Raw genomic sequence first — 25829 nt, 5'->3', positions numbered from 1 at the left:
AAAAACAAATGGCGGATTACACCGCCTCGGCAGCGGCTTGTTCGAACATGGCAACAAACTGCCGGTAGTCGTTAATGTTTATGCCGTTGATACTCAGCCAGGAAGCACGGGCGTTGACTTCGTAGGCCATCACCCAATCGGAACGCTCATCAAACAGCCAGCGTTCGATGGCCGTCAGAACCAGCTCTTGGGCAATATTGCCGAAATGTGGGATTTCCTCATGGGTTCGGGCAACTTCCCAAACTGCATCGGCCAAAGCACAGCTGTTCCAGTAGCTGCCGCATCCCAAACGGCGCAGGATTTTAAGCCAGTCTTCAAAAGCAGAGGCGGTATCGCGGTAGATGATTTCGTTGAACATGACAGTTCTCCTTTAAAGCGGGAGACCTGTCCCCTTCGGGGTAGAGTCCCCCGAGGGTTGATATGAAAATCCCCGGCAGCCTGGGCTGTGGTGGGATGGATGGGTTGGAAAATACGGATAGGTTTATTGATCCTTATCCTGTTTGCGTTGTGATTCGCCAAACTTAACCAGCTTGTGAATGCCGAACAACATCGCGGCAATCACAACCAGCAGGCTGTAGGTCATAATCATGGCTCTTCCTACTCTTTGTCTTCTTCGCTCATTTTAGATAGCTTGAAAATAGCTACCCACATAAGCACCAGAACACTGAGTAGGAACCAAGTCAGGGCAGTCATGGTTTTTTCCTTTCATCGGATTGATCCGGGTTGTCGGTTTGGGGCATTGTCAGTTTGGATTCATACAACACCAAGTAATGCACCAATAACTGAGCCGTATAACTAATCAGTAGCAGTATCAGCACATTCAGGCAACGGTTCCAAACAGAGCCGCCGTCTATCCACAGGTAAGGCCCGATTGCAATAATCGAGGCAACAGCCGTGTCTTCCAAAATTTTCAGCCACAAATCGAATATTCGTTTTGAAACGGGGTTGCGGAACGGAAACACAAGTTTTAAAAACTTCTTAAACATATGTTACCACCTTGGTATAGCCGACCCAAAACATTTTCCGGCAGATTACCGGATAGTTTGCACATCATGATGTACCTCCTTTCGTTACAAAAAAAGGCGGAGATACATCCTCCGGCGGAGAGCATATCACCGCCGGTCGGGGTTGAAAAAAGCCGTGGCCGCACGGATGCGGCTGACGATGGTTAACGGCAGCGTCGGGACAGATTAAGTCTGTCAGACTAAATCAAACCTAAAGACTCCTCCAATTTCATAATTTGCGAGCAATTATGCGCCTGCTCCCGTGTAGCAAAATAATCTGATTCACGGGAATACGGCATTTTTAATTCAGTCCAATCTGACTCACAATAATCTCTGCCTACATAATATCCGGCCGGAGACCGCATCACTTTCAGGTCGGAAATTGAAATTTTGCGATGGTTTTTAGGCATTTGAATGTCCTCCTTTGGGCTATGAAACAGGTTTTTTCAGACGGCCTTAACTTAAGGCCGTCTGAAAAAACCTGCTGAAAAGCAGGTTTGGAGGTTTACCCCCTCGGGTTAAGATATGACACATTGGAATACTGTTTTGCCTGCACCTTGTGAAAACATCACAAGATCACGAATAGATTCAACAGTTCCGCCGTTTGTTCCGCCGTTTTCACAGTCATCTGTCGCGAATAGTATTTCGACCTCCCTAACATCCGAAAATGATGCGTTAAAGGTTGAATTGTTCCATTCGCCAACAGTCTCGTTACCCAAACCGTTTCGTAACAGCAAGGCATGGGTCATACCTGCTTTATTTGAGCTTAGAACACATAACAATTTGATAAACCGTACGCTTTCCGAAGTTCCGGATATTTTGGAATCAACTTCATACCAACAGTCCGGTATTAATTGTTCCAATTGCGTACTGTTTCCAACAGTTTGTTTGCCGGGTATATCAAGCATAATATTCTCCAAAAAAAGTTTGTCGCCGTCGGGCAGGACTTACTTGAAGATGGGTTCATAAAAAAGAAGGCACTAACTTAAGCAACCTTTTCATACCAGGTTTCGCCATTGCAGAAACGTGCGGCCACACGGTACTCCTCGCAATACGGGGATACCAGTTCCTCATAACGCTGCCACAACACTTCCTCCAACGCCTGCAGGCGTTTGATGACGGCATTGCGGTGACATGTCAGTTGGGCTTTGGTGGCGATACGGCAGCCGGCATACTCATCGATAATGGCATCGGCCATATTGTCGATTTCCGCAGATTCATAATCGTCCCAGGAATAGTTCAAAAAATCAGTCTCTACATTAATCTGCTGATCGATGTTGATTCCGTCGTAATAGCCGTGCCTCATGATGACATCTATGGTCATCCGTATGTTACGGCCATAAAACAGTGTATCCGCCGTGATTTCCGCCAGCTTGGTTCCGCCATAGTTACGGTGATAGTAGCTGCCGTCGCCGGCAGAATCCGTAGTGGATTCGACGCGGATGCGACCGATACGGTGTTTCCGCCAGCGGGATACGGTATCCCGATTGCGGTGCGGTTCGTCTGCACGGTGTTTGAAGTCAGCGATGAAATCATCGGTATAGAAACTGATGATGTCGCCGATGCGTTCGAAATCATCAGGCTGTAAGCGGTCTTCTTCATCCATTCCTTCGTTATAGGCATCTACATCGAAGTCGGAGCAAGAGAGGCCGCTGACAACATCCAGACGTTGGTTGAACATGAAGTTTGAAGTACCCACGGTATTTCCTTTCAAAATAAAAAGGCATACCGCCCCTTGGGGAACGGTATCCCCACAGGGTTGGATAAAAAATATGACGATCCCACCGGCAGCACGGACTGGGGTGGGATTAAAGGTTGAAAAATCAAATTGTATTACGGCTGCTGCTCTTTTCGCTTCTCTTCAAGCTCCTGCTGATGGAGTTTGCCGAGTTTACGGAGTACCGCCGCAATCGCAATCAAGATTGACAGAACAATCAAAAGCATGACGCTCAGGTCATTCATGATTCGTTTCCTTTCTGCTCATCCATGCTTCGTTATCTGCCAAAAAGTACATGACGTAAAACGAAGAGACAGCAATCAAAAATAAATACGCAATATTCGCACACCGTTCGGCAAGCGAATCCGGGGTCAGTTTGAAATACGGCAACATGGAAGCCAGGCTCCATATCGTAATATTTTCAAACAGCTTGAACCAAAAGTCAAAAAGACGTTTGGCAACAGGGAATCGGGATTTAATCCTTCTCCACAGATTAGGGTGTATCAATAGTGTCCTCCTTTTTTGAAAGCGGGGACACATTCCCCAGCGGAAAAGATGTCGCCGCCGGGTCGGGGTTGAAAAAAAGCCGTGGCCGCACGAATGCGGTTGGTGATGTTTAACGGCAGCACCGAGACCGTAAAACGACGGTCAGCGTGTAATAGAATTCAGGTTTTCGATAGCTGCTTTTTTATCTCCCCTGTAATCGTATAGATCCCAGCGTTTGCTTAAATTGGTTTCATACAGTTCGAAAGCTTCCAAATCAGGATTCTTTTTCAGTTCTTCAATTTTTTCCCACGCATCGGCTTCTCTGGTAAAAATTTCATGGTTTGAACCATGTTTCAGCCAATAAATTAAGAAATATTTCATTCCCAGCCAAATTTCAACAGGCCCTTCGGCATCATGTTGGATATTGTTTTGATCCGACATCTCATTCTCCTAAAAGTAACAGGTTTTTTCAGGCGGCCTGAAGCCCAAGCCGTCTGAGAAAACCTGCTCGAAAGCAGGTTGGGTCAATCAAAAGGTCAGCTGGCAAAGTATTGCACTATCGGGTGAATATGCCTGCATCTTTTCAGACGAAGCACTGACACGGACGGAAACGTTGGGCAAAGAGAGGGCGAAGTCCGTTCAGAAAGGCAGGCCGCACCTTTAAAGGCAGCGGCTTTGCCGGAGGGTTGGTCAATAAGCGGTTACCGGCCGGAAAACTACGCAAGGTATTTCTGTTCCGGATGGTGTTCCTCCATCCAGCGCAAAAAATCCCAATGGGTTTGGCTGTCCATATAGACAAAACCCATGGGGAAACGCGAAGTGTCGTCTGCCAGCATTTTGGTAAACAGCTTCTGTTTGAACGCCTGAACATCCAAGCCGTCTATGTTTGGAACAGCCTGTTCATAGAGGTTTTCGAACTCATCGATGATGCCCGTGAAAAAAACAGGATCTGACATGTTTGTCTCCTTAAAGCGACTCTGCCGGTCAAAACGACCGATACTGTACAAAATACAGGGGTTAAAAAACAGGTTTAAACCTTGCTCTGCTCGAGCAAATGGCGAACTGCGGTGATTAGAATTTCCTTCGCATCGGAAAATGCACCGGTGGCGCGGGATTCCTGATCCTCATCGCACAGATCGTAAAAAATCAGTGCGCGTTTCAGTTCTTCCAGCGCCGTGCTTTCCGGATGGACGCAACGGACACGTAACTCCGGAAATCGGTCAAGAACCTTGCAGGCCAGCTCACGCAATTCGGCCGTTTCACCGTCGCGGTGGTAGGCCTCGATCATGGCTATAAACAGCCTGAAGTGTTCGTAGTCCAAACGCGATACGGCTAAAACCGGCATCGGGTAGATATAACCGTTAAATAAGCCGAGTATCAGCTGGCGGAATACCTCGGACGCACCGTAGGTATTCAAAACCAATGCTTCATTATCGGTAAAAATGTTATTTGTTGACGGGTTCATGGTGATTCTCCTAAAAAACAGGGAATACACCCCCCAGTCGGGAAAATGTATTCCCGATTGGGTTGAAAAGTTGAAAAAAATGCCGTGGCCGCACGGATGCGGTTGGTGATGTTTAACGGCAGCACCGGGACAGTAAAACGACTGTCGGCGTTGAAAAACCTGCTCGAAAGCAGGTTGATAAACAATCAGTCAGGATATTTCAATTCAATCAGGGCGAAATCGTCGAACCATCCTTCTTCGATTTCCTCTTGAGCGTCATGCGACATCAAAATCATGTCGACCACGCCCAATTCACCCTCATCCAACAAACCAGACCGGCTTAAGCGTTGTGCCTGCAGTTTCTCAACAGCAGTGGCGATTCTGGACATCTGCTTATTTCCTTTCAAACATTAAACATATTCCGTTTCGTACAACTGCTCCACCACGGCCGAAGCCGCCGTGGCCAGTGCGTGACCGAATACCTCCGGCCGCATCGACGATACCGGGTAGATATTGTCGCTTTCGCTGGGTTGGCCATGGTTCAGCAGGACGGATTCTTTGGGTTCAGTTCCGTCATGCAGAAACTCGGACAAACCCAAATCCGAAATACGCAGGGTGGCCGGCAGAATGTTACCGCAGCCGTCCAACTCGACACCGCAGTAAAAACGTACGCTGCCGCCGGCGATTTCGACTTCCAAATCAGCCTGCTTCCAGGCAATGCCGTATTCGGTCGAATCGACATACACTTTCAAACAGATACTGGGTTTCAACATACAGTCTCCCGAAGAAAACGGGGTATCCGCCCCTGAGGGTAAGATACCCCGGGGGTGGATAAAAAGGCAATCAGGCTGCCAATACACCGGTTTTAAGCTAACGGCCGACCTGTTGGTCAAAATCGTCGGGTATTCGGATGTGGCAGGCCTGTATACCAACCAGGGTGGCTTCGGCACTGATGCCCGGCGGATAGCAGCGGATGCAGCCCTGTTCGCGCAAACGCGGCAGGATGCGGTCGGCCCAGCCGTCCAGCAGCGGTACATCGGTCAGACGGTTGACCGTCTGCCAAATACCGTCCGTCAGTTCGGTATCAGTGTCATCCGATATCAACCAGGCTGTTTTGCCGTCCAAATCGTGCCGTATTACCTCGTCTGCGTACACAAACGCATGAATCAATACGCCGTAGTTCTGCGTATGGATTTTCGTCATGTGCTTGTAGAGCCCGGTAAAGTAACGTGCAGTCGAAAACGGCGGGTATGCACCGGCTGCCGAATCGGCTTCCCGAAAGCCCAAACGCTCGGTCCCCGAAACACCGTTGTTGTTCAGTACCGCCAGCAGCGACAGCACATTCGCGTCGCGGCCGTAGAGTGAAGCAAACATCAACCGGTCGTTCAGGATGAAAAACGCATCGGCAAACAGGTCATGGGAAGAAGTACGGTACATTTCACTCCCTCCACATCGGGCCATCGAAGCGGCGGAAGCGTTTGTCGCGGCCAGCAACCAACACGCCTGATTCGCCAAAACGCATTACCAGACATTCCACATCGGCCGTTGAGACATTGTCCGCAACAAAATCTGATCGGGTGTGTCTGCCGGCACGAAGGTGTATCGGCATCAGAAAACCGCCATCCGAAATCCTGATTTCGTTACCGGCTTCCTGCGTTATGCCGCCGAAGTGTGCTTTGGATAGTTTCATACGCATCACACACCTCCTTGCTCAGCCAAAGACCAAGACTGGGTACGGCCGTCGAAGCGGTAGCCGTGGGCTTTCAACTCGTCGCGCAGTTGGCGGAACGCATTGCGGTCCTCCATGGTGGCATCGAGCTTGACCGGTTCGGCACGGGAAACTTTAAGCTGCAGCTGCGCCATATCGGCCACCAAGTCGTCTTCGTCGAAGAGTGCCGGTGCGTCTGCCTGAGGCGGTGTTATCTGAGCAGTAACGGTTTCAGCTTCTTCCTCGGCCACCATTTCGGCCACGGCCATGGCCGTGCTCGGAACGGTTTCGTCGGATTGAGCCAGGATGCGCAGGGCTTCCCAGTCCAATTCGGCACACAGTTTGGTCCAGGTGCCGTTTTTCCAGGAAACGCTTTGGTTAAAGATGCGGATGATGGTGAACATGCCGCGATAAGTGCCTTGCGAGAACTGCTCCAGCACACGGTGTTTCAGGTCGAACGTACCGATGTCGGTAATCAGTTCGGCGGCCATAAAAACACCGTTACGGCCGGTTTTTTCAACAACATTCAAAGTAGCGGGAATAGAAACAGACATGGTATATCTCCGAAAAAGGGGATATACCGCCCCGAGGGAGTATATCCCCACAGGGTTGGTGAAAAGAGAGAGGAAAGCCGTCCGATCAGACGGCCAGAGCTCTACGGATGGATGCAGGGTTGTTGCCCCGCAGTCCCAGACGGGTTAACAGGCGTTTGTCAGCCTGATAACGCGATACCGCTTTCTGCCACAGTACCTCGAGTTCGGGTGCGTAGCGGACTTGATAGCCGCGACAGCAATATTGCTGTGCCAGCTGTTTAAAAGACGGGGCAGAGAGCTGTCCTTTATCGTCTATCAACAGCACATCGCCCTGTACCGCATACACCGCCGTATGGCGCGTACCGGTAGGCATGTGGGTCAGTACCGTACCTTTGCGGATATCCGCAGGATTGAGACATAATTTGCCGGGTACCCGGCGGGTAAAGTTGAATGGAAACATGGTGTACTCCGGTAAAAAAACAGGGACACCAAGCCCCGCCGGGGTAGGTGCCCCGATGGGTTGGAAGAAAGGACCGTGAGGTGCACGAATGCACCGGCTGCTGGTTAACGGCTACAGCGAGACAGAAACGGTCTGTCAGCCGAGAAAGTATGAGTTCTTCGAGGCTGCCTTGACGAAAGCAGCCCGGAGGAACCCACACGAATGTGAGTTCGGGGCATGAAAACCCTGTTGGGTTCGGTGGAAAGCTGCACCGCAATCCGAAGAACCAATAAGAACCTGTCGGTTTGTTTGAATAGAACCGTGTCGGTCACGAATGACCGGACGTACTGTTTACACGGCTGTACGCGAGACAGAAACGGTCTGTCAACCGGGGAAGCTTACCGAATCCTCCTGCTAGGGCAGGGTGATTCGGTAAGCCACCCTTAGGGGGTGGCTTGGAATTTGACTTGCAAATTCTAAGAAAATTAAAAAAGTCCAAATTGTTAAGGATCGCTTATTTGCTTACGGATACCCACACGGATATGGGCATCGATAAGAAAATAAAATCTGGTTCAAAGCCAAGCTTTTTTGTTGCAAGGAAGCTTATCCTTGTACTGCCACGGAAAATCAAACGGGTTCATTCAGACAATTAAACATCCGTCAAAACAGTTGCTTAATTGTCTGAACGATAGAGCGTGTGAGGGATTGGGAGGAGTTTTAAGAAGAGGAAGCCTAAAGGCTTCCTGCATTCTTAAAAGGTTTGATTATGAACCGAATTGAGCCGGAGTTTCAGCCGCTTCCTCAATAGGTTGAGGGGCAGGGGGCAGATTACCCGTATCAGCTTGGTTCTGCTCGTCTTGAGACGATCGATACCAAAATTCGCCGTTCACCTTGATGAACTTGAATTTCAGCAGTCGCGCATCGATAGACAGCGTCTCAATTTTTTCACCGGTTTTGCGATCTTCGGTTTCAAACTTGATGGGCTGCAAATCACCTACACGAAATCCGACAATAACTGTCGGGCGATCCTTCAACTGCGTGGCCTGCAAATTAGGAAATTCCTGCAGCAGCTGCTCGAAGAGTTCCTTTGCATGTCCACCAACGATACGCACGTCGAAACGTGTCTTATCGCCGGAATCACCACGGGATGCCTGAATCGTAGCAGCAAAGTAAGGGGTACCTTTTTTAGCTGTTACTGTACGGGGACGGTTCAAAAAACCGATGCCGTCGGCAGTCAGATTGAAGTATTGGTTTTGAGTTTGATCAGATTGAGTCATGATATATCTCCATAAAAAACAGGGGATATATCAATCCCGATGAGGATAAATATATCCCCAAAGGGTTAATACGGCTTTTGCGAATGCCGTAACTGACTTAGAAGCCTTACCTGAAGGCGAGTTGAAAGAGTGTACCGCTAGTCCAACGAATTGAACCTCATTCTCGAGCGGCTAAATGACGAGACTTTTAAGAAAAGCCACAAACGTGAAATACGGTTTTAATATATGCCCAAAATTTCATACTGTCAACAGGGTAATTGTATTTTTGTACGGATACCCAACAAAAAAAAGACGGCATAAAGAAATGCCGTCCAAACTGCTTGCTTGGAGTTAACTTTAAAATTTTGAAAACAACTTGGAAAGCCATGAGTGCTTTCTACGGCGCAATGCCTCCAGTTTCTCTAAGGCTGCCGCCTTATCCAGGAGTAAAGTCTGAGAACCTTCCTGCCATTTCAACTCCGTCTCAAACAAATCTTCTTTCCAGCCGGCTGTATCGTCACGCCCAATCGATTTACGGGTTGGTTTGAGCCATATTTTTAAACTCTGTCGTCGGATTTCCTGTTCCAACTGCTGGTAGATGCTGAAAAATTCTTCATCAATCTGGTAGTGGTTGATCACCACACCATGTAACTGAGTTAAGCCTTGCTCATAAAAATAGAATCGTGCGATACAGGTCCGGTGATTGCCGTCATCATCGATGTAAAAGCGGCGGCCGTCCAAAGTTTTAAAATACATTGGAGGCTCTTTGGGGCAAGTATCATGGTAGTAATGCGGATTGCTTTCAAGCAAGGGCAAATTAAGATGCATCCTTTTACCGTTTTGTAAGAGATGCAGCCATGAATGATTTTGGTAATCGGAATGAATCGTTCCAACCACGCTAAAAACATTGATGCTCCCTTGCGAAGTCCAATAATGTCGCGAAATAAAAGGAGCTTTTTCCTGATAAGCAGTCTCATCCCACGGTTGAAGAATATCTTCCGCCCAAGCAGGCGGATGAGCCAGTGCTCTATCCAATAAAGCCATCTCAGCCCCTCCAGCTTCTGTAACGACCGGTATCCAGATGAATGAAAGTGTCGTAAACCCCAATGCCACCGACTTTATAGTATTGCGCCATCTGATCCAATTGATTCAAGGTTACACCACGCATGGTAATATCTACAGCTTTACCCCGCATATGCAGCGAATTACGCGCTGCGCCTTCAATAGTTGCGTTACGGCGTGGAGTCCGATAAGCACTGTTGATGGTAATGATCGGATCAGGCTTACCGGATACACGAGCCCATTCCTGCATCGCATAGAGCAGGTTGAGCAACCCGACATCAACCGCGATAACCGAATTGCCATCTTTTGCATCCCGCATCATCCAACAGGCACGACGGTAACTGTCCTCGATATCCCCCTGATTGGCCGTAAAAAATTGAATATCGTGTTTTTCTTTGGTATCCGCACGACGGCAGCTGATGATGCGGTCCCGAGTCCAGAAATCCGCCATGTTAGTTGCAGCTGCATAATCCGGGATGAGCAAGCCCGCACCGCCTACAGCGACCAAGCCGGCCACTGCAGTTGCCCGTCCTAAAAAGTCCCGACGACTTAAATCCATATTTGAACCTCATTTTTAGTCTTCCAAAATGGCCTCAGTCTCTCCACCGTCCTAGCCCATATTTGCCGCTTAGTCATCAGAGGAACTCCCTCTAACACTTTGAATAATTTGCCGGACTTTCCCGGCGGTCAGCGGATTTTATGCCTCCGCAGGCATCATGGTATAGTTATGGCTCCTATCCCTATAACCAACCATGAAAGGGTTTCCATGTCCATGAATGAGTATGAATGTCTTCATTTGGCAGCAGTTATGATAAGCGGTAGAGAGAACTACTATCAATCTAGCTTTAAAGATAGTGATGTTCAGTCATTATTTAAAATTGCTTTGCAAATCAAAGAACACGAAGCTGATTACCTGCAAAAATTTAAGGAAATCGATCATTCTTCTCACTCGCAGGAGAGATAATCACCTATTTTTCCTGCCGTCTCCAATCGGCGGCAGGCAGTATTGACAGATTCAATTGCATCCAATAACTGTTGCACTAGTGGGTCGCGTCGTAACATCTGACTACTGATTTCGCCGGAATATTTTTCAACAACCACATCTTTTCCGTTAAGTTGAAAACGGATTTCTACTTGATACTTCTGTTTCATTTTAACTTTCCTTCGAAAAACAAATAATCACAGCCTACTGACTCGCAGCCTGTTCCAGCTTTTCACACAATGCCTCTGCATCAGCTTCGCTAAAGCCGTTTTCTGCAGCGTGAGATAAAAAATTACGCCAATTCTCACCAATGAAGTCGGCCAGCAGACGGTGTTCATACGCTTCAATCATAATGCTCCTCTCGGTCGTATAAAATTCATCCAATTTCGCTGAAGAAAGTAAATAAAAGATGATTTATTTGAAGGATATCCAAGAACCCATGAAATTAAATGAGAACCAAGAGCTAAAATAAATCCAACCTCATAAAACTCTCGAAAACCTTCTTGGGTCATGATTACTGCCAAAAACTCATCAAATTGATTTTGAGACAGAAAAAATGCTGCGAATATAAGATACCCAGCCATTGGAAGCAACGCATGAAACAAGACTAAACTCAGCAAACGTATCTGAAATTTCAGGACAAATAGCAGAAATTCAAAAAATACCCACTTACTGAAAAAGTAGGCTGACGTGGTTAGATAAAACGTATCTGCCGGAACCGTGTAAACCTCATCAGGCATAAATGGAATAGAAGTACTCCCTGAAACAAAACCATCTTGTTCCTGTCCATTAAAAATATAGAGCAACAGTCCCTTTTTCCATTGTAAAAGTCTTTTTGTCATGATTTCTCCCTATTTATCTTAATTTTTGTTCGATAGACTTGAGTCTGATGTTTTGTGACTTCATTTCGAGATGAATGTCAGAAAGATGTTTAACTATCAAAAATGTACCTGAGCCTATAGCTATCAAAATCATGGAAAGCAATATCGAAACAGCATTTTCTTCTTTAATGGATTGAATCAGTACAAATATTCCAAACCCAATTGGCATGACAATCATCATCGTAGCAATTAAATCAAACATTTTTCCAACCTCCAAAATAATATTCTCACTGCACCCATTCAAAATGCTTGCACTCAGGATACTTGGAACACCCCAAATACTTCTTCTCTGGTGCATTCTTCAACGCTTTTTCCTGCAACGTACCACCACAATCCGGGCAGGTATCTCCGGCTTTGTTCTTGGCAATGTTTTTCGGCTGAGCTGACGCTGCCGGTTTTGCCGCTTTCGGCCTTTTCACTGCATCGGCCTTGGCCTGATCAATCAGTTGCCGAATCAAGTCTTCCTGATAAGCCATAAAATCCGCCATCGTCAACTTGCCCGATTCAATGCCGGCCAAAGCCAGCTCCCATTTGGCGGTGGTAACGGGATCGGCTACCATGGCCGGTATTTGGGCAATCAGTCTGCGGCCTTTTTCGGTAGAAACGATTTTGCCTTTCTGCTTCTCGATGTAGCTCATCTCAAACAAACGATTGATAATGTTGGCTCGGGTGGCCTCCGTTCCCAGTCCCTCGGTGTTGCGGAGGATTTTCTTAATCTGTTCGTCATCTACGGTTTTGAGAAAGTCGGACAGGGTCTGCATTTCGTCCAACAGGGTGGCTTCGGTAAAGCGCGGCGGCGGCGCGGTTTTCTTGCTTTCGGGTTTACTGCCGGTAACGGTCAGTTGTTGGCCGTCTGAAACGGCCGGCAATACCGTATTTTCGTTTTCATCACCGCCTTCATCTTCCGTTTTACTCAGCCATGCCTTCCAACCCTGTATTTTGGGTGTTTGGCCGGTGGCTTTGAACTGCTGGCCGCAGCTCTCGGCGACAATCACGGTGGCATCGTATTCGTAGTCGGGATAGAACTGTGCAATGTAGCGGTTGCGTATCATTAGGTAGATTTCCCGCTCGTTTTTATCCAGCTGGGCTAAATTGAAATTGCTGACCTTGGTCGGAATAATCGCATGGTGCGAATGTTTGTTGACCTGAGTGTCGTTCCATACCCGCGACGGGCGGTTGTAATCGACTTTGGACAACACCGGTGCCAAGCTACTGTCAATGGCTGTCATGGCTGCAAACACATCGGCCACTTCACTTTGTTGTGACTGGGGCAGATAACGGCAAGGTGTACGCGGATAGGAGGTAATTTTGTGTTTCTCGTACAGCTCTTGGGCGATTTTCAATACCTTGGATGCGGAAATACCCAGTTTTTTACCTGCTTCTTTCTGCAAGGCGGAAAGGCTGTACGGCAACGGAGCCGGGGTCTTTTTACGTTCAGTTTTAGCAGAAACGACACGACCTGTCGCATTGGCCAACTGTTTGGCCAAGTTTTCGACAAAAGCTTTGTCGGTGCATAGGCCGTCTGAATTCTTAAGGGGTTCGGGTATCTGCCAAACCGCTGTAAAAACCTCTTTTAAGGCCGTCTGAAAGTCGGCACTCAAAACGTAATACGGATAGGGTTGGAAATTTTCGATAATGTGGTCGCGGCGTACCACCAGATTCAGCGTCGGTGTCTGAATGCGGCCGATGGATAGGGTGTGTTCTTTTCCGAAACCTGCCGAATATGTCACGGTGTATGCCCGGCTCAGGTTCATACCGACCAGCCAGTCTGCACGCCCCCGTGCCAGCCCGGCCTGATACAGGGTTTCTGTCTGCCGGCCGGGTTTGATGCTTGCCAAGGCTTTTTTAACTGAGGCAGGATCCAGTCCACTGGTCCAGAAGCGCGATACCTTGCCCCGGTAACCGCAATATTCCAGGATTTCGCGGCCGATAACTTCACCCTCACGGTCAGCATCTGTTGCAATAACCACTTCTCCGGCTTTGGCCAGCAGCCCTTTGATGATTTTGAACTGCTTGGCCGCCTTCGGCTGGATTTCCATTTTCCATTGCTGAGGCAGAACAGGAAGGGCTGTGATGTTGCCAAAATCAGTAAATTCCTCACCGTAAGCAGCAGGCATGGCTTGACTCAAAATGTGTCCGAATGCCCAAGTCACGGCGGTATCTCCTTTCTGGAAATAACCGTCGAAACGGCCGTCCAAAACACCGAGCACCTTACCGATGTCTTTAGCTTGGCTGGGTTTTTCGCAGAGAAATAAACGCATCTCAAACTCCAATACTTTGCTTCAGCTCGAAGAATATCCACATGAAAAGTGTATAAACCAACCAGACAACAGCCGCAAGCAAGGCTCCGTATAAAATAAATGTCCAGAAAAAATCCTTCAATTCACTTAATAGAGCCTTTGCCCAGCAGGAAACATCGTGCCAAGCGGATGTTTTTTTGGTTGTCATAATTTACATTGGGATGTCGTCATCAGGCTGATCCGGAGAACTTGCATTAGCTGAAACTGGAGCAGGATCGCGGGCAGGGCGCAAAGCAATACCTTCGATGCGTTCGTTTGGAACAATAAACAGATTTTTAACGCGCAACGAGCGCGCACGCACCTCAACATTATCGCGATTGGTATAAATCTCAAAGCGTTCTTCGCCTTCAAGACAGACCGGCATACCTGTCTTCAAAATTTTATGGAGGTGAGAAGCATCACGATTCCAATATTCGCAGTTAATCCATTCAGTAGAAACCACTTCCAACTTGCCTTCTGAATTACGTTTGAAGGTTGGCGATGCGACTGAGAAATTAAGAACCATATTAGGTTCGTTATTATTTGGATTAGTGACGGCGCGCAGGTCGAAATCTTTACCGAGATTGCCGCGCACAGAAAGCTGAACTGTCATATTTCACTCCTAAGAAGAGAAGGTAGAGGATAAATATGGCAGAAAGAAAACGGGATAAAATACCCCATCATGAGATTAAGGATAGATAATTATGATTCTATTTGTTTCTGTTTGTCAATAGGTTTATTCGCCAACGCCAACTTGACAGCGTCGGAGACGCGCGGTGTCGCGCAGGCCGTCTGAAAGCGGAACGGCTGCAGATGTTGTCAAGAGTCTTGACAGCGGCCGCACCGGTGGCTGGATTTCCTGTCAAGGGCCTTGACAGCGTCGGAGACGCGCGGTGTCGCGCCTGTTCTCCAAAATAAAAAAGCCGCAACCGCAAGGTTACGACTTTTATCAAATCAGTTATTTTGCCTTTTCCAACATGAAAGCAGGTAAATCCTTTCTACCCATTTTTTCGTATTCGATCATCTGTTCAAAGTGATTTTTTGAGTGGTACAGACAGCTTAGCTCTTGAGCAATTCCTCGACTTCTCGAATAGAAGTCTTTAAAAGCATGGTAAACACGCATATGGATTAGCCTCTCATCTAAAGAAGCATTTGCTTCATCCAACGCCTTACTGACAGCTTCCCATGCAAATACCACCTGTTTTTTACGTTTTTTCCCTGTGGTCATAGAAGCATTGTCGTAATAGATTTCAATAAAATTCATGATCGGGATATGCAAAGTCTCCGTATTAAGCTTTATCCTGCCTTTATACACGATAGGTGACTGTTGATACATAATCCTCATCACAAACCGGTATTTCATACATTTACCGTAAAAATCCCTAGCCTCTGTCACAAGCTGTGACAACGCCCTTTTTTTCTCCTCTATCTCTGCCTCCAACTCCTTAATCCCCCTTACCCTTAAAAGGCTTTTGTGGTAACTGAATTTGAGTTGAACTTTATTGCGGGTGTTTTCAGTAATCTGTTTTCCAACGGTCATCGTATTTCATCCCATCTTAATCTTATTGTCACAGGGTGTGACAGAAAATCCCTGTGGCGGCTATCTCTCAATTTACAGAAAAGTGGCTGCACCTGACTAGGTTGCAGCCACTTTTATTTCATTCGGTAAAACCCTCTTGAACAAGAATTGCCGCTAGTTGCTGCAATTCTTCCTGCTTCATTTTCTTCTGAACATAAACCAAGGCGGGTTGCTTGTTATACATCCATACATCCATTGGGATGCGCGGTAAAACTTCCTGTTGGGTGGCCTCCAGCAATTTCGCACGGGTTACCTCATCAAACAAGCTTTCTCGCCGGATATGACGGATGGTACGTAACTCCATCACCACCACATACAGGTCGTTCAAAATCCGACGCACCAGACGGCCACCGTTATAGAGAATATCATTACCTTGTTTGTTCGACATCATCCCTTTCGTGGTCATGGTTTTTACGGCGCATACAAACTGATCGTAATCCATCAACATCTTTACCAACTTGAAACCGTAACCTCGTGCATTAATCAGGTTGACTTTGATTGGATCATCATTCCGGATAATCGAAATACTCAACCCCGCAGATGCCAATTCTTCAATCTGACATTCGATTTTTTTCTGCTCCGTGCTCAAGTACTCATTGATTTCGTCAAACTGCTTTTCCAGCTCAATCAAATGATATTGCGCATACGGATGGTCTGCCATTGCCAAACCGAGTAGTTCATTGCTGAGACTGAGGCCGTATTTCACACCCGGCCAACGAGCCCCGTTACGGCGGTTGTTATTGCCTTCCCACATACGCACGCCTTGCTTGGTATGCAGCAAAAATTTGTCATTTTCCGAAGAAGTCAGATTGCCCATTTTACGGAAACGGTCGTTTTCAGTCGGGAGAATTTCATATTCACCCCAAACCAAATCTCCTCTGCGTTTATTATTTTTATGCAGATAATGCTTAAGGAGCAGCTCGTGTGCTTTGAATGTTTCCCACTCTGCAAATTGGGGATCATCTTCTGTCAAAACCATGGACACTTTTTCGCCCAGTTTTTCGGCTGCACGGGGCATATCGTAACCGTTGCTGAACGGGGAGTTCTTGTTGCCGACCTTCAGGGCAAATTCTTGTGCAACATGTACTGCCCCGGGTTTTACAACGTAGCGCTGTTTCAATTCCATATTTTCTTCCAATCCGTTTTAATGTTTTTTTAAATGGGCAGCTTGTCACATTCTTTGACAAGCTGCTGTCATCGAAACCGGTCTTTTCCGGCAGTCATCGGCTTTAATGCTGCCGAAAGCTCCCTTGGTATGGTTATGATATCTACACCTACCTGCAACCGACCACGAAAAACGGATGCAGGCGGCCTGCGCACCTCCGGCGCTGTCAAGGCCCTTGACAGGAAATCCAGCCAACGATGCGGCCGCTGTCAAGACTCTTGACAGCAAATTCGGTTTATCGGCATTGCCCGTTTATTTTGGCTTTGTTCACTACATTTCTGGTCATTTCACGCAACTCTTCAACCGAGAGACCTGCATAGGGAGAATCCGGTTTTTCAGACTGGAGCTGTGACATTTCCTCTTGGCGTTTCCGATTCAATGCCTGCGTTTTACGGGTCTCACTGACCTTGTGTGCAACCATGGCGGTAAACTGATTCTGTCCTGCCAGTTTACAGAACGTCATCAGCAAACCCAAAGGGCTATTTACCGGTTTCAGTTGCCCCGAAATTTCGTCCAGAATTTCCTGTTTTTGTTTCAGGTTGGCATTCGGACAGTAACGACCAAAGATGGTTTGAGCCTGCTCCTGCATGGTCTTGTTGAATGTTTTCGGGTAAATCAACTCCTCATCAACTACCACAACATTTCCTTGAACTGCCTGTTTTTTGTTCGGCAACACGGTTTTGTAGTTGTAGTTAAAAACACCTTTGTAATTTAAATATATAACAATCTGCTCATTTGTCGGTTCTGAAGCCGACCATTTGTCGGAAATGGATTTCCTGTTTTGTGGTTTCTGAATTTCCTCATTTGTCGATTCCGAATCCTCCCTTTTGTCGATTCCGAATGTCATATTTTTAGAAGAGGGTAAATCTGCCGAAAAACCGCCCTGAAAACCTTGCTCCTCCATATTTGGCCCTTTCCGCCAATCTTTTTTGGCCCTTTCCGCCAATCTGAGAAATTCGGTTTTTTTGGCATTGGTTGCACTGTAGTTTTCAGACGGCTTTTTCGAGGTCATTAACTTGCGGATGACTTCCAAAATAGCGCGGCCGTTGACTAAGGTAAAAATGCGGCGGCTGGCAATAAAATGCTTCTCAAAAATGAATTTCAGATTTTTGAGACGGTTACGCGCAGTACGCTGCGATTTATCCGACAAGGCAATAGGCTCCTGCCATTCCGACGCTGTCAAGCTCGAAAAGGCATGATGCTTATGGGTGTTAATCTGATTGACAGCATCTTGCAGTGCACTGGTCAGCATTACCGCCGAATGGATACAGCCGGTCAGTGTGACCAAATCGCGGTGATAGGCCACACGGTTGCTGAAGTAACGGCGGAAAAACAGGGAACTGCGGCTTTGCAGCTTGGGCAATGTCAAGGGGTGTGACAAATCTCCTTCATGCCCACTATGACGGCAGACGGCCTCCGACAATTCATCCAAATTCACTTTCAACGCAAGAGGTGCACCCACCCCTTTCCGGCTGGTCTGAATCAGGTTCAGTTTTTTCAGACGGCCTTTGCAGGTATCCTGTTCGCGCGGTGTCAAACCGGTTTCCTCCTGCATTTGCCCGACCGACTTGTATATCCAGCCGTCACGCGCGGCAACTTCTTTGCTGACACGCGACCAATACAGTAATTGCGACAACATTGCCGCTGATTTCAGTGAGCCTGTAATGTCAATCAGACAACGGTAAACCGCAATCGTCCGGCCACCCTGCAGAGCCTCCCAACATCGGGAAAGCTCCGCATTGAACACGGACGGCGGCAGCAAATCGATAGTAGCAGCCATGATTAAGTCCTGTTCATAAATTGGGCGGTTAAGTTACCGAGTGCTTTAAGACTGTAGCGGCCGCTACGGGTGGCCGGCATCCCTTCAAGCTTGATTTCGACCAAACCGAATTTCGATAATTCGGCAATCGCAGTCTCCTGTTCGCGGCGTGACAACAGGGTCATTTCGGTAACATGTCCTTCGGACATATAAGTCCATGGAGACCACTCTCCGCGCTTATCGAATGCCACATACTCGGTCTCGTTCTGCATCAAGGACAAATACAGTATCGATTTAAACGACAAACCCAAAGCGGATAAGGTTTTAAGATGCAACTTGTTGATGGATACCGGCGGGCAAGTCATTGCAGCAATATCACGGGTGCTGTGTTCGTGTATCATCCGCTCCAACAACAAGTCGTCCAAAGTAAACAAAGAGTCCGTCGGGAATACGGTACGCTTGTTCAGCAGTAAGCCTTTGCCCATCAACTGTTCGCGAATATTCCGCCACTGTTTGGCTGTCAAACCGGCTTCGTTGAATACAATGTCGTTATTCAACGAAACCCATTCGCCGGGCATGCATTTTTCGGTGAAATAACTCAGAAAATAGCCTTGGGTAACCGACTGCATGGCTTCGGCAAACTGCTTGACATAGGTTGCCGGCTCTTCCCATAAGGCGGCCAAACCTTTCAAAGCAGCATAATTAGGCTCATTGTAACCGGGTGTGACAGAAAAACCAGGCACAAATAAGAAGCTTTGATGTCCATGTTTATTCTCCGAAATATTTGGTATCGGTAATCACGGTATACAGCTGCCCCAGATTGAGGTCAGGGTATTCGTCTGCCAACAGCTGATAGCGCAGGTACAGGTTCTTTTCCGGTTCCGTTGTCTGCCAGCTTTTCAGAATCCGAAGGCGCATGGCAATAGGGGGCATTCTCAGACGGCCTTTCAGAACGGGCACGCCCAGCTCGAAACGGATTTTTCTGATTTCTTCCGACGTAACCAACGGACACAGATCCACTACCATCTGATTGCTGGCTTTGCGGGCAATCAGCCAACGGACCCGCTGCAATTCTTCCGAGCGTTGCCGCACGTTTTTTTCCAATGTGTGCAATTGGCGTTTCAAGGCATCAAGATCGATTAAATAAGTCACGACCCCGGGAGTTTGCTTGGCCAGTTTTTCAAGTTGCTCGGCATCCATTTGTCGCAGTTTGTCCAGAGTTTGCTTATATTCACGCAATGCAATCGCATTGTAGGCTGCCTCACTTTTAGAATACGGCGCTGAAGCCAGTTTGCTTAAAGCCAGATGGGTATGGACGTTGTCTACATCCAAGATACGATAGACAAGTTTTTGCTTATTCATGATCCTTCCCCTTGTTGTTTGTTCCACGCACGCACAAGCAGATGGATTTCTTCCAAAATCGGGCAAAACGGGTGTGTACCGTGTGTTTGCCATTGCAGTACGTGATTGATGAGGGCAGGGCGTTCCCCGATACCGTAATTCAAATATTCGTCATATTTATCCGGATCGCGGTAGGCAATGCTTACTTTGGAATCTTCCGGCAATGACAGTACCGGATTGTTGTTGTCATCGATATTGTTCATCAGCTCATCCAGCCCGCAGAGTTTCCACAGGTATGAGAAGACGTAACCGGCATCGGGATGCAGGTTGTCGACGATAAACGGTGCCAGCACATCGGGATTGTGGGCAATAGATGAAAAGTCGGGATACTCGATGTAGAAACCCAACGGAAAGCGCGGATGGGCTTTGAAACAATTGCTTAAATTGACTTTTGCCAGCCATTTTTTGATGGCGGTATGCAGATTTTTCAGTACCTGTTCAGGCGAACTTACAGTTTGCGGATGTTCCGCCTCGGACGGAGGATTGACCTCCGCCCGAGGCGAGCCTGCCGGCAGCAAGGCCGCTAGCACAGATGTTTTGGCCATAGGTGTGCCGCCGGTGGCGGCAGGTGCAGTTTGAAACTGCACCGCATCGGTTTCTTTTGCATTAAATTTTGCAGAAGATGGATCATTTTCTAAGGAGTTTGATTCAGATTCTGAATATTCGATATCGTTTGAGCCAGTTTTATCCTCATCATTAAAGGCGGCTGTGCCATACACTTCTTGAAAGCGGCCACTGATGAAATCGAGCAGGGCGGCAACATCTAAAGTTTCCTCCGCGTATTGCTCGTGCCACTGTTCCAGAATATCCGACCATACTGCCAGAAAGCCGTCGGCTTCTCCGGCTTTCTTGGCAGCTTCAGCCATAGATGTATGCATCTTTTTGATTTCCGCCACCTTGGCATTCGACAGTTCGTAAGCGTAACGTCCCAGTTCCTGCAAAGAGTCTGAGGCAAAGAAGAACAGATTCAAAGCCTGATAGGAAATGACCAGGCCTGCTGTACCGAACATCACTTCCAATTCGCGCAGGGACAGTTTTTTGTCACTGTCATCCTGAAAAATATCGCGCACCTCCGCATAGGCGCAGGCCTTATCCCAAAAACACATTTCTGCACGCTGTTCGTTCTCGATCAGATGAGCAATCTGCAATTCGGTTTCGCCGGGGTAGGCGATGTAGAAGCAGGGAATGGTACGGTAACGGTCTTCGCCGGTTTCCTGATACAGCTCACGCATGATTTGCAGACGCGTATTACCACCCTGAGCCAGGACATAATGGCCTTCATCCGGACGCTGGGTCACATGAACAGGCTGTTGGATACCTGTCGCACGGATAGACTCCTTGATAGCCGCATAAGCGGCGGCATCATGGCGGCGGCGCGGGTTCTTGTCGAAAAGCTCGATTTCCTCAACCGGCAGATTCATAAACATACCGCTGCCCATGTGGGGCTTATCAGTCAGATTCATGGCGGTTTGTGCAGGCGTGCCCACGTGCAGACTCAAGCCTGCCAAACCCTGCGTGAGTTTGTTTCTGTTTTCCAAACTCATGATTGCACCTCCGCTGCACGGTTTTCTTCAGGAAGGAGGGTACTCATGTCATTAAAGCAGCTGCCGCGCAGTTCACGTTCTTTGATTCCGGGAAAAATCTCATAAACGATGTTGTGTATTACTTCGTAGGCGGGCATCAGCTTACCGGGGTGTGTTTGCTCGTGGCAATGCACCGGTACGCGCAGAGTCGCCGCCTCTTTGTAGGATTTGGCTTCCGGCACATGGGTTTGGAGCAGTTTTTTACGGTCATCGAGTGATGCGCTGAAAAATTCACGGATTTCCTGTGCAATCAGCTTGGCATCTTTGCTGCGGTCTTGGGCATAGATGACGGCGCGAAGCTGGGGCATAGCCAACCCCATGACTTCGCCTTGAGCAAGGCGTGCCAAGGCTTCCTGAGTGCCCGTGACAAACTCACGGGCACTCAGGATTTCGGGCATGATGGGGGTAATCAGACAGCCTGAAGCGAATGCGGCTGCATCCTGCAAAGGACCGACGGCACCTTGGGTATCAATCAGAATCACGTCGTAGTTATTTTGGAAAAAAGGATTTTGCAGTTTCGCTTTCAACAAAAAGGCACGGTCGGCGCGGTTGGCGATTTTGGTTTGGATGTCGGCCGAAATATTATTGGAAACGATGATGTCCAGATTCGGAAAGACGGTATGGGACACGGTCGAACGCACATTGGCATCGGAATTGTCGCCCAAAAGCAGCTCGACAATCCCGTGCGGCGCACGGTAGCTGAGCGGATAATATTTGGAGAGTGACGGCTGGACATCGGCATCAACCATCAGGACACGGAGGCCGATATCGGCAAGTACGGCTGAGATGTTGGCCAGCAAAGTGGTTTTACCGACCCCGCCTTTGGTTGAGGTGGCGGCTAAAATTACGGGTGCAGACATAATTTAAACTTTCTAAAACAGTTGGTTAGGTAAGAATAAATATCTCTGCAATAATATTCGGGAGTGGGAGGTTCCGATGTCGCATTTCACAGCCGTGTCATTTCAGGCAGTCATAAAATTTAACATAATATAAATTATGCGAATTTAAATAATCATCTCGAAGCATACACTTATGCTGTATAATCCAGCCTATTATTTCATGTTTCCAATGGTTTTATGTTCAATACCGATTTACTGCGCGACAAAATTGCCAACGAAGATTATCAGCGCATGATTATTGCCAGCAGCAGCAGCGGCTTTAGCGCCAATGAAACCGGTTTGCTGCAAGACATTCTGCAGCGCTTTGATTTTGACGTGGTTCAGGCGCAGGCTTTGGCTCAGGCGGTTTTGCAGCAGCAGCGTTTTGATCCGAATGAATACCATATCGACAGTGATGATGAAGACATCACCGGCGTGTGTCCGCATTGTATTAACCCGCCCATGCCGCCGTTGCGTGATTACTTGGCTTGGCGTGAATTACGCGGTTAAATACTGTGTAACTTTTAGGCCGTCTGAAAATATTTACGGCATATGCCGATGATTGAAATGATAAATTATGTTGCAAACCGATAATCTTACCGCCCAACAGCCGCAGCGAATTATTGCGGCACAATCGATTTCCGCCCAAGAAGAGCTTTTAGAACGCGCTTTACGTCCGAAAACGCTGGCAGATTATATCGGCCAAGCCAAGGCTAAGGAACAGTTGGCGATTTTTATTGAAGCGGCGAAAAAACGCGGTGAAGCACTCGACCATACCTTATTATTCGGCCCGCCGGGCTTGGGTAAAACCACATTGGCACATATTATTGCTAAAGAATTGGGTGTCAACTTGCGTCAAACCAGTGGCCCTGTGTTGGAGCGCGCCGGTGATTTGGCAGCCCTGTTAACCAATCTTGAGCCACATGATGTTCTTTTTATTGATGAAATTCACAGGTTGAGTCCGGTAGTGGAAGAAATTCTCTACCCTGCCCTTGAGGATTATCAGCTCGATATCATGATTGGAGAGGGGCCTGCAGCGCGTTCGGTAAAAATCGATTTACCGCCGTTTACGCTGATTGGCGCCACGACACGCGCCGGTATGTTGACTAATCCGCTGCGTGACCGTTTCGGTATTGTTTCACGTTTGGAATTCTATGAAAACAAGGATTTAGCCACGATTGTCAGCCGTTCTGCGCAATTATTGTCGTTGGACATGGGGGATGAGGGGGCGATGGAAGTGGCCAAGCGCAGCCGTGGTACGCCGCGTATTGCCAATCGTTTGCTGCGCCGTGTTCGCGATTATGCCGAAGTGAAAAACAACGGTGTGATTGATGCCGATATTGCTGATGCGGCTTTAAGTATGCTCGATGTCGATGCTAAAGGTTTGGACGTAATGGACAGAAAATTTCTTGAAGCCATTTTGCACAAATTCAGCGGCGGTCCTGTGGGTTTGGAAAACGTGGCGGCGGCAATTGGTGAATCGACTGATACCATTGAAGATGTGATTGAGCCTTATTTGATTCAGCAAGGCTTTTTGCAGCGCACGCCGCGCGGCCGGGTAGCAACAGAGCGCACTTACCTGCATTTTGGCTTGAAAGGTGCTGAATAAATCCGATATTGACAGGCAGTCTGAAACTTTCAGCCTGCCTTATTCTCTATCATCATTTTCTGCTGTGCAACGACTTTATTCATCATCTCAATAAACGCCATTTGCTCATCGTCCGTCAGCACCGACAGGGCGGTTTGGTTGATTTTTTGGGCAATGGCGGTCGCTTGCTCTTGCAGGGCTTTGGCGTGGTCGGTCAGCATAATCAGGCGGATGCGTGCGTCCGTTGGGTGCGGTTCCCGCATAATCAGGCCGTCCCGTTCCATGCGGGCAAGCGTGTTGGCAATGGTCGCTTGCTTTAAATCGGCGATTTCCACCAGTTCGTTTTGGCTCAAACCGTCTTTTTCCCACAGGGTCAGTAAAATGGGGAATTGGGCGGGCGACACCCCCAAGGGGCTTAACCCTTCGTTTAACAAAATGGCGAATTGGCGGGCGATGTGGTTCATCAGGTAGCCTGCGGACACGGTTCTTTGCATAAAATTTCCTTGTAAATCAATCAATCATAAAAATTTTGTCATTGTATCATAAAAATAGCTTGCTATATAAAAATATAGCGTGCTATTATATTTATAATTTAATAGCACGCTATATTTTTAGAGGCCAAGATGACACGGGATACCCTTTGCACCATACACAAATTCACAGCAATGACTGCCGCTTTGCTGATTGGCATTTTTTGGACAAGCACCTTGATTAGCGAGATTTTTTTGTCGCAAGAAGCGGTGGTTTGGGTCAAAAATGTGATTTTTTACGGTGTATTTTTTCTCATGGCGGCTATAGCGATGACGGGGGCGAGCGGTATGAAAATGGGGGCAAAGTCCAAACACCCCAAAATCCTTGCCAAGAAAAAACGTATGCCGGTGATTGCCATCAATGGGCTGTTGATTTTATTGCCTTGTGCGCTGTATCTGTGCCGTAAGGCAAACGCCGGTGAATTTGATACTGCTTTTTATGCCTTGCAGTGCTTGGAGCTGTTGGCAGGGGCGGTCAATTTACGGCTGATGTTTTTGTCAATGAAAGACGGTTTTGGCATCAGAAAAAGAAAATAATTTTTTGAAGGAAAAATGATGAAAAATCAAACTACTTACAACCGCACCGCACGCTACCTGCATTGGGGTATGGCATTATGTTACACAGTGATGTTTGCGACCGCAATTGCTTGGAATATGAATGACAGCCTGAAATTTTTGATGAATCCGCACCGTGCCATAGGCATTTTATTGCTGATTTTGACGCTGTTTCGGGTGATTTGGGCAATCACACACGCCAAACAGCCGCCTGCCAAGAGCCTGACGGCAAAATTGGGGCATGCGGCATTGTATGTGTTGATGCTGGCGGTGCCGATTGTAGGCGTGGTTCGTCAGGCAGGTTTTGCACAAGGCAATCAACCGCTGATTGATTTGGGCAATGCTTGGCATGGGGTGCTGGCTTGGGCATTGTTATTGTTGGTGGCCGGCCATATCGGCATGGTGGCAGTTCATCATGCCAAGGGCGATAAAATTTTAAACCGTATGAGATAGGAGTATACCCATGAAATCAATCAAATTATTGGCAACCGCCTTGCTGATGACAAGCGTTTTAAGTGCTTGCGGTATGGCAAATAAAGCAGAGCGTTGGCAAGCCAAACGAGCCGAATGGCAAAACAGCGTGGTGCTGATTAACGCCTTTGAAGTGCCAAAAGGCAAAGAAGCCGAAGCCTTGCAATCGTGGCAAAAATCGCGTGATTTTTTGCAAACCCAAGACGGCTGCATCAGCACGCAGTTGCACCAAAACCTTGACCCCAATGGCAAATTTTATCTGGTTAATGTCGCACGCTGGCGTAGTGCCGATGATTTTAAAAATGCCACCGCCAAAATGCGTAAAGCCCTGCCTGATAACCAAGTGGAAGGCGTGGTGTTTTATCCGAGTTTATTTAAAGTGATTGAATCGGATATGCCTTTTGAGCGAAAAATGGGGAAATAAATGATAGAAACCGTCCAAAATGGGCGGTATTTATCAGTTTTACGTCATTCCCTTAACGCACCTAACACCATTTCAAATGCCCGTGAATGATGTTTTTTGCTTGGA

Annotated in this window: 37 protein-coding genes; 6 read left to right on the top strand and 31 right to left on the bottom strand. The window is 47.7% G+C overall.

Going from position 1 to position 25829, the window contains the following annotated elements; all coding sequences use genetic code 11:
* Positions 1 to 16: 16 nt before the first annotated feature.
* From ACFPVS_RS02685 to ACFPVS_RS02605, 17 genes are all read right to left on the bottom strand, one after another.
* Entirely contained in the window at positions 17 to 358 is a 342-nt protein-coding gene (locus ACFPVS_RS02685) for a hypothetical protein (RefSeq protein WP_096295181.1), read from the bottom strand.
* A 331-nt stretch (positions 359 to 689) separates the two neighbouring features.
* Complete coding sequence (locus ACFPVS_RS02680; RefSeq protein ID WP_096295182.1) at positions 690 to 986, bottom strand: hypothetical protein; 297 nt, start codon at positions 984 to 986, stop codon at positions 690 to 692.
* Positions 987 to 1522: 536 nt separating this feature from the next.
* A complete protein-coding gene (locus ACFPVS_RS02675) occupies positions 1523 to 1912 on the bottom strand; it encodes a hypothetical protein (RefSeq protein ID WP_096295185.1) in 390 nt (129 codons plus the stop codon).
* 77 nt (positions 1913 to 1989) lie between these two features.
* Entirely contained in the window at positions 1990 to 2703 is a 714-nt protein-coding gene (locus ACFPVS_RS02670; RefSeq protein ID WP_378595356.1) for a hypothetical protein, read from the bottom strand.
* Positions 2704 to 2837: 134 nt separating this feature from the next.
* On the bottom strand, positions 2838 to 2966 hold the full coding sequence (locus tag ACFPVS_RS02665; RefSeq protein WP_269768634.1) for a hypothetical protein: 129 nt from the start codon (positions 2964 to 2966) through the stop codon (positions 2838 to 2840).
* Positions 2967 to 3369: 403 nt separating this feature from the next.
* Complete coding sequence (locus tag ACFPVS_RS02660) at positions 3370 to 3648, bottom strand: hypothetical protein (RefSeq protein ID WP_378595354.1); 279 nt, start codon at positions 3646 to 3648, stop codon at positions 3370 to 3372.
* 275 nt (positions 3649 to 3923) lie between these two features.
* Positions 3924 to 4163, bottom strand: coding sequence for a hypothetical protein (locus ACFPVS_RS02655; protein ID WP_378595352.1), 240 nt, complete (start codon positions 4161 to 4163; stop codon positions 3924 to 3926).
* 74 nt (positions 4164 to 4237) lie between these two features.
* The gene (locus tag ACFPVS_RS02650) at positions 4238 to 4672 is read right to left on the bottom strand and encodes a hypothetical protein (RefSeq protein WP_096295190.1); all 435 of its coding nucleotides are present in this window, start codon (positions 4670 to 4672) and stop codon (positions 4238 to 4240) included.
* A 185-nt stretch (positions 4673 to 4857) separates the two neighbouring features.
* The gene (locus tag ACFPVS_RS02645) at positions 4858 to 5040 is read right to left on the bottom strand and encodes a hypothetical protein (RefSeq protein WP_096295191.1); all 183 of its coding nucleotides are present in this window, start codon (positions 5038 to 5040) and stop codon (positions 4858 to 4860) included.
* 21 nt (positions 5041 to 5061) lie between these two features.
* Positions 5062 to 5424, bottom strand: a complete 363-nt coding sequence (locus tag ACFPVS_RS02640; protein WP_096295192.1) for a hypothetical protein — start codon at positions 5422 to 5424, stop codon at positions 5062 to 5064.
* Between the two features lie 97 nt (positions 5425 to 5521).
* Complete coding sequence (locus tag ACFPVS_RS02635) at positions 5522 to 6088, bottom strand: hypothetical protein (protein ID WP_378595349.1); 567 nt, start codon at positions 6086 to 6088, stop codon at positions 5522 to 5524.
* 1 nt (position 6089) lies between these two features.
* A complete protein-coding gene (locus tag ACFPVS_RS02630) occupies positions 6090 to 6347 on the bottom strand; it encodes a hypothetical protein (protein WP_096295194.1) in 258 nt (85 codons plus the stop codon).
* Positions 6347 to 6913, bottom strand: a complete 567-nt coding sequence (locus ACFPVS_RS02625; RefSeq protein ID WP_096295195.1) for a DUF3275 family protein — start codon at positions 6911 to 6913, stop codon at positions 6347 to 6349. The genes ACFPVS_RS02630 and ACFPVS_RS02625 overlap by 1 nt, the downstream gene beginning before the upstream one ends.
* An 85-nt stretch (positions 6914 to 6998) precedes the next feature.
* Positions 6999 to 7352: a hypothetical protein gene (locus tag ACFPVS_RS02620; protein WP_096295196.1), complete on the bottom strand. Its 354-nt coding sequence runs from the start codon at positions 7350 to 7352 to the stop codon at positions 6999 to 7001.
* A 743-nt stretch (positions 7353 to 8095) separates the two neighbouring features.
* Positions 8096 to 8608 carry a DUF3577 domain-containing protein gene (locus ACFPVS_RS02615; RefSeq protein ID WP_096295197.1) on the bottom strand — a complete coding sequence of 171 codons (513 nt, stop codon included), beginning with the start codon at positions 8606 to 8608 and terminating at the stop codon, positions 8096 to 8098.
* Positions 8609 to 8944: 336 nt separating this feature from the next.
* A complete protein-coding gene (locus ACFPVS_RS02610) occupies positions 8945 to 9631 on the bottom strand; it encodes a hypothetical protein (protein WP_096295198.1) in 687 nt (228 codons plus the stop codon).
* Between the two features lies 1 nt (position 9632).
* Positions 9633 to 10208 (bottom strand): YcbK family protein, encoded by a 576-nt coding sequence (locus tag ACFPVS_RS02605; protein ID WP_378595346.1) that lies wholly within the window; start codon positions 10206 to 10208, stop codon positions 9633 to 9635.
* A gap of 168 nt (positions 10209 to 10376) precedes the next feature.
* Between ACFPVS_RS02605 and ACFPVS_RS02600 the strand changes: the two genes are divergently transcribed.
* Positions 10377 to 10613: a hypothetical protein gene (locus tag ACFPVS_RS02600; RefSeq protein WP_157742727.1), complete on the top strand. Its 237-nt coding sequence runs from the start codon at positions 10377 to 10379 to the stop codon at positions 10611 to 10613.
* Here ACFPVS_RS02600 and ACFPVS_RS02595 read toward each other — a convergent pair.
* The 13 genes from ACFPVS_RS02595 to ACFPVS_RS02535 form a co-directional block, all read right to left on the bottom strand.
* Positions 10595 to 10801, bottom strand: a complete 207-nt coding sequence (locus ACFPVS_RS02595) for a hypothetical protein (protein ID WP_096295199.1) — start codon at positions 10799 to 10801, stop codon at positions 10595 to 10597. The genes ACFPVS_RS02600 and ACFPVS_RS02595 overlap by 19 nt on opposite strands.
* A gap of 34 nt (positions 10802 to 10835) precedes the next feature.
* Positions 10836 to 10982 carry a hypothetical protein gene (locus ACFPVS_RS02590; protein WP_157742728.1) on the bottom strand — a complete coding sequence of 49 codons (147 nt, stop codon included), beginning with the start codon at positions 10980 to 10982 and terminating at the stop codon, positions 10836 to 10838.
* Positions 10979 to 11473, bottom strand: coding sequence for a hypothetical protein (locus tag ACFPVS_RS02585; RefSeq protein ID WP_378595343.1), 495 nt, complete (start codon positions 11471 to 11473; stop codon positions 10979 to 10981). Before ACFPVS_RS02585 ends, ACFPVS_RS02590 begins: the two co-directional genes overlap by 4 nt.
* Positions 11474 to 11486: 13 nt before the next feature.
* Positions 11487 to 11714, bottom strand: a complete 228-nt coding sequence (locus tag ACFPVS_RS02580) for a hypothetical protein (protein WP_157742729.1) — start codon at positions 11712 to 11714, stop codon at positions 11487 to 11489.
* 25 nt (positions 11715 to 11739) lie between these two features.
* Positions 11740 to 13773 (bottom strand): DNA topoisomerase 3, encoded by a 2034-nt coding sequence (locus ACFPVS_RS02575; RefSeq protein ID WP_096295202.1) that lies wholly within the window; start codon positions 13771 to 13773, stop codon positions 11740 to 11742.
* Positions 13774 to 13963: 190 nt separating this feature from the next.
* On the bottom strand, positions 13964 to 14404 hold the full coding sequence (locus ACFPVS_RS02570) for a single-stranded DNA-binding protein (protein WP_096295204.1): 441 nt from the start codon (positions 14402 to 14404) through the stop codon (positions 13964 to 13966).
* Between the two features lie 345 nt (positions 14405 to 14749).
* Complete coding sequence (locus tag ACFPVS_RS02565; RefSeq protein WP_096295205.1) at positions 14750 to 15331, bottom strand: hypothetical protein; 582 nt, start codon at positions 15329 to 15331, stop codon at positions 14750 to 14752.
* A gap of 118 nt (positions 15332 to 15449) precedes the next feature.
* The gene (locus ACFPVS_RS02560; protein ID WP_096295206.1) at positions 15450 to 16496 is read right to left on the bottom strand and encodes an AcaB family transcriptional regulator; all 1047 of its coding nucleotides are present in this window, start codon (positions 16494 to 16496) and stop codon (positions 15450 to 15452) included.
* Between the two features lie 274 nt (positions 16497 to 16770).
* Complete coding sequence (locus ACFPVS_RS02555) at positions 16771 to 18315, bottom strand: hypothetical protein (protein ID WP_198345358.1); 1545 nt, start codon at positions 18313 to 18315, stop codon at positions 16771 to 16773.
* Positions 18316 to 18317: 2 nt separating this feature from the next.
* On the bottom strand, positions 18318 to 19037 hold the full coding sequence (locus ACFPVS_RS02550; RefSeq protein WP_096295207.1) for a hypothetical protein: 720 nt from the start codon (positions 19035 to 19037) through the stop codon (positions 18318 to 18320).
* Between the two features lie 25 nt (positions 19038 to 19062).
* On the bottom strand, positions 19063 to 19656 hold the full coding sequence (locus tag ACFPVS_RS02545) for an STY4526/YPO1902 family pathogenicity island replication protein (RefSeq protein WP_157742730.1): 594 nt from the start codon (positions 19654 to 19656) through the stop codon (positions 19063 to 19065).
* On the bottom strand, positions 19653 to 21239 hold the full coding sequence (locus ACFPVS_RS02540) for a ParB family protein (RefSeq protein ID WP_378595339.1): 1587 nt from the start codon (positions 21237 to 21239) through the stop codon (positions 19653 to 19655). The genes ACFPVS_RS02545 and ACFPVS_RS02540 overlap by 4 nt, the downstream gene beginning before the upstream one ends.
* A complete protein-coding gene (locus ACFPVS_RS02535; protein ID WP_378595337.1) occupies positions 21236 to 22138 on the bottom strand; it encodes a ParA family protein in 903 nt (300 codons plus the stop codon). The genes ACFPVS_RS02540 and ACFPVS_RS02535 overlap by 4 nt, the downstream gene beginning before the upstream one ends.
* A 216-nt stretch (positions 22139 to 22354) precedes the next feature.
* Between ACFPVS_RS02535 and ACFPVS_RS02530 the strand changes: the two genes are divergently transcribed.
* Together ACFPVS_RS02530 and ruvB are read left to right on the top strand one after the other, a co-directional pair.
* Positions 22355 to 22666, top strand: coding sequence for a hypothetical protein (locus tag ACFPVS_RS02530; RefSeq protein WP_096295210.1), 312 nt, complete (start codon positions 22355 to 22357; stop codon positions 22664 to 22666).
* Between the two features lie 67 nt (positions 22667 to 22733).
* On the top strand, positions 22734 to 23765 hold the full coding sequence (gene ruvB / locus ACFPVS_RS02525) for a Holliday junction branch migration DNA helicase RuvB (RefSeq protein WP_123804734.1): 1032 nt from the start codon (positions 22734 to 22736) through the stop codon (positions 23763 to 23765).
* Positions 23766 to 23794: 29 nt separating this feature from the next.
* On the opposite strand, the gene ACFPVS_RS02520 is transcribed toward ruvB, so the two are convergent.
* Positions 23795 to 24238 (bottom strand): MarR family winged helix-turn-helix transcriptional regulator, encoded by a 444-nt coding sequence (locus ACFPVS_RS02520; protein ID WP_378595335.1) that lies wholly within the window; start codon positions 24236 to 24238, stop codon positions 23795 to 23797.
* Positions 24239 to 24469: 231 nt separating this feature from the next.
* On the opposite strand from ACFPVS_RS02520, the gene ACFPVS_RS02515 reads away from it, so the two are divergent.
* Genes ACFPVS_RS02515 through ACFPVS_RS02505 form a run of 3 tightly spaced genes read left to right on the top strand, consistent with a single transcriptional unit; the run spans position 24470 to position 25724 of the window.
* Positions 24470 to 24811, top strand: a complete 342-nt coding sequence (locus tag ACFPVS_RS02515; protein WP_378595333.1) for a hypothetical protein — start codon at positions 24470 to 24472, stop codon at positions 24809 to 24811.
* Positions 24812 to 24829: 18 nt separating this feature from the next.
* Positions 24830 to 25282 carry a cytochrome b gene (locus ACFPVS_RS02510; RefSeq protein ID WP_378595331.1) on the top strand — a complete coding sequence of 151 codons (453 nt, stop codon included), beginning with the start codon at positions 24830 to 24832 and terminating at the stop codon, positions 25280 to 25282.
* Between the two features lie 10 nt (positions 25283 to 25292).
* Positions 25293 to 25724 carry an antibiotic biosynthesis monooxygenase family protein gene (locus ACFPVS_RS02505; RefSeq protein WP_096295213.1) on the top strand — a complete coding sequence of 144 codons (432 nt, stop codon included), beginning with the start codon at positions 25293 to 25295 and terminating at the stop codon, positions 25722 to 25724.
* Positions 25725 to 25829: the final 105 nt, after the last annotated feature.

The organism is Neisseria weixii (genome assembly GCF_042658245.1).
GTDB classification, from domain to species: domain Bacteria; phylum Pseudomonadota; class Gammaproteobacteria; order Burkholderiales; family Neisseriaceae; genus Neisseria; species Neisseria weixii.
The sequence above is the reverse complement of the archived record's forward strand: the minus strand, read 5'-3'. Positions and strand labels throughout refer to the sequence as shown.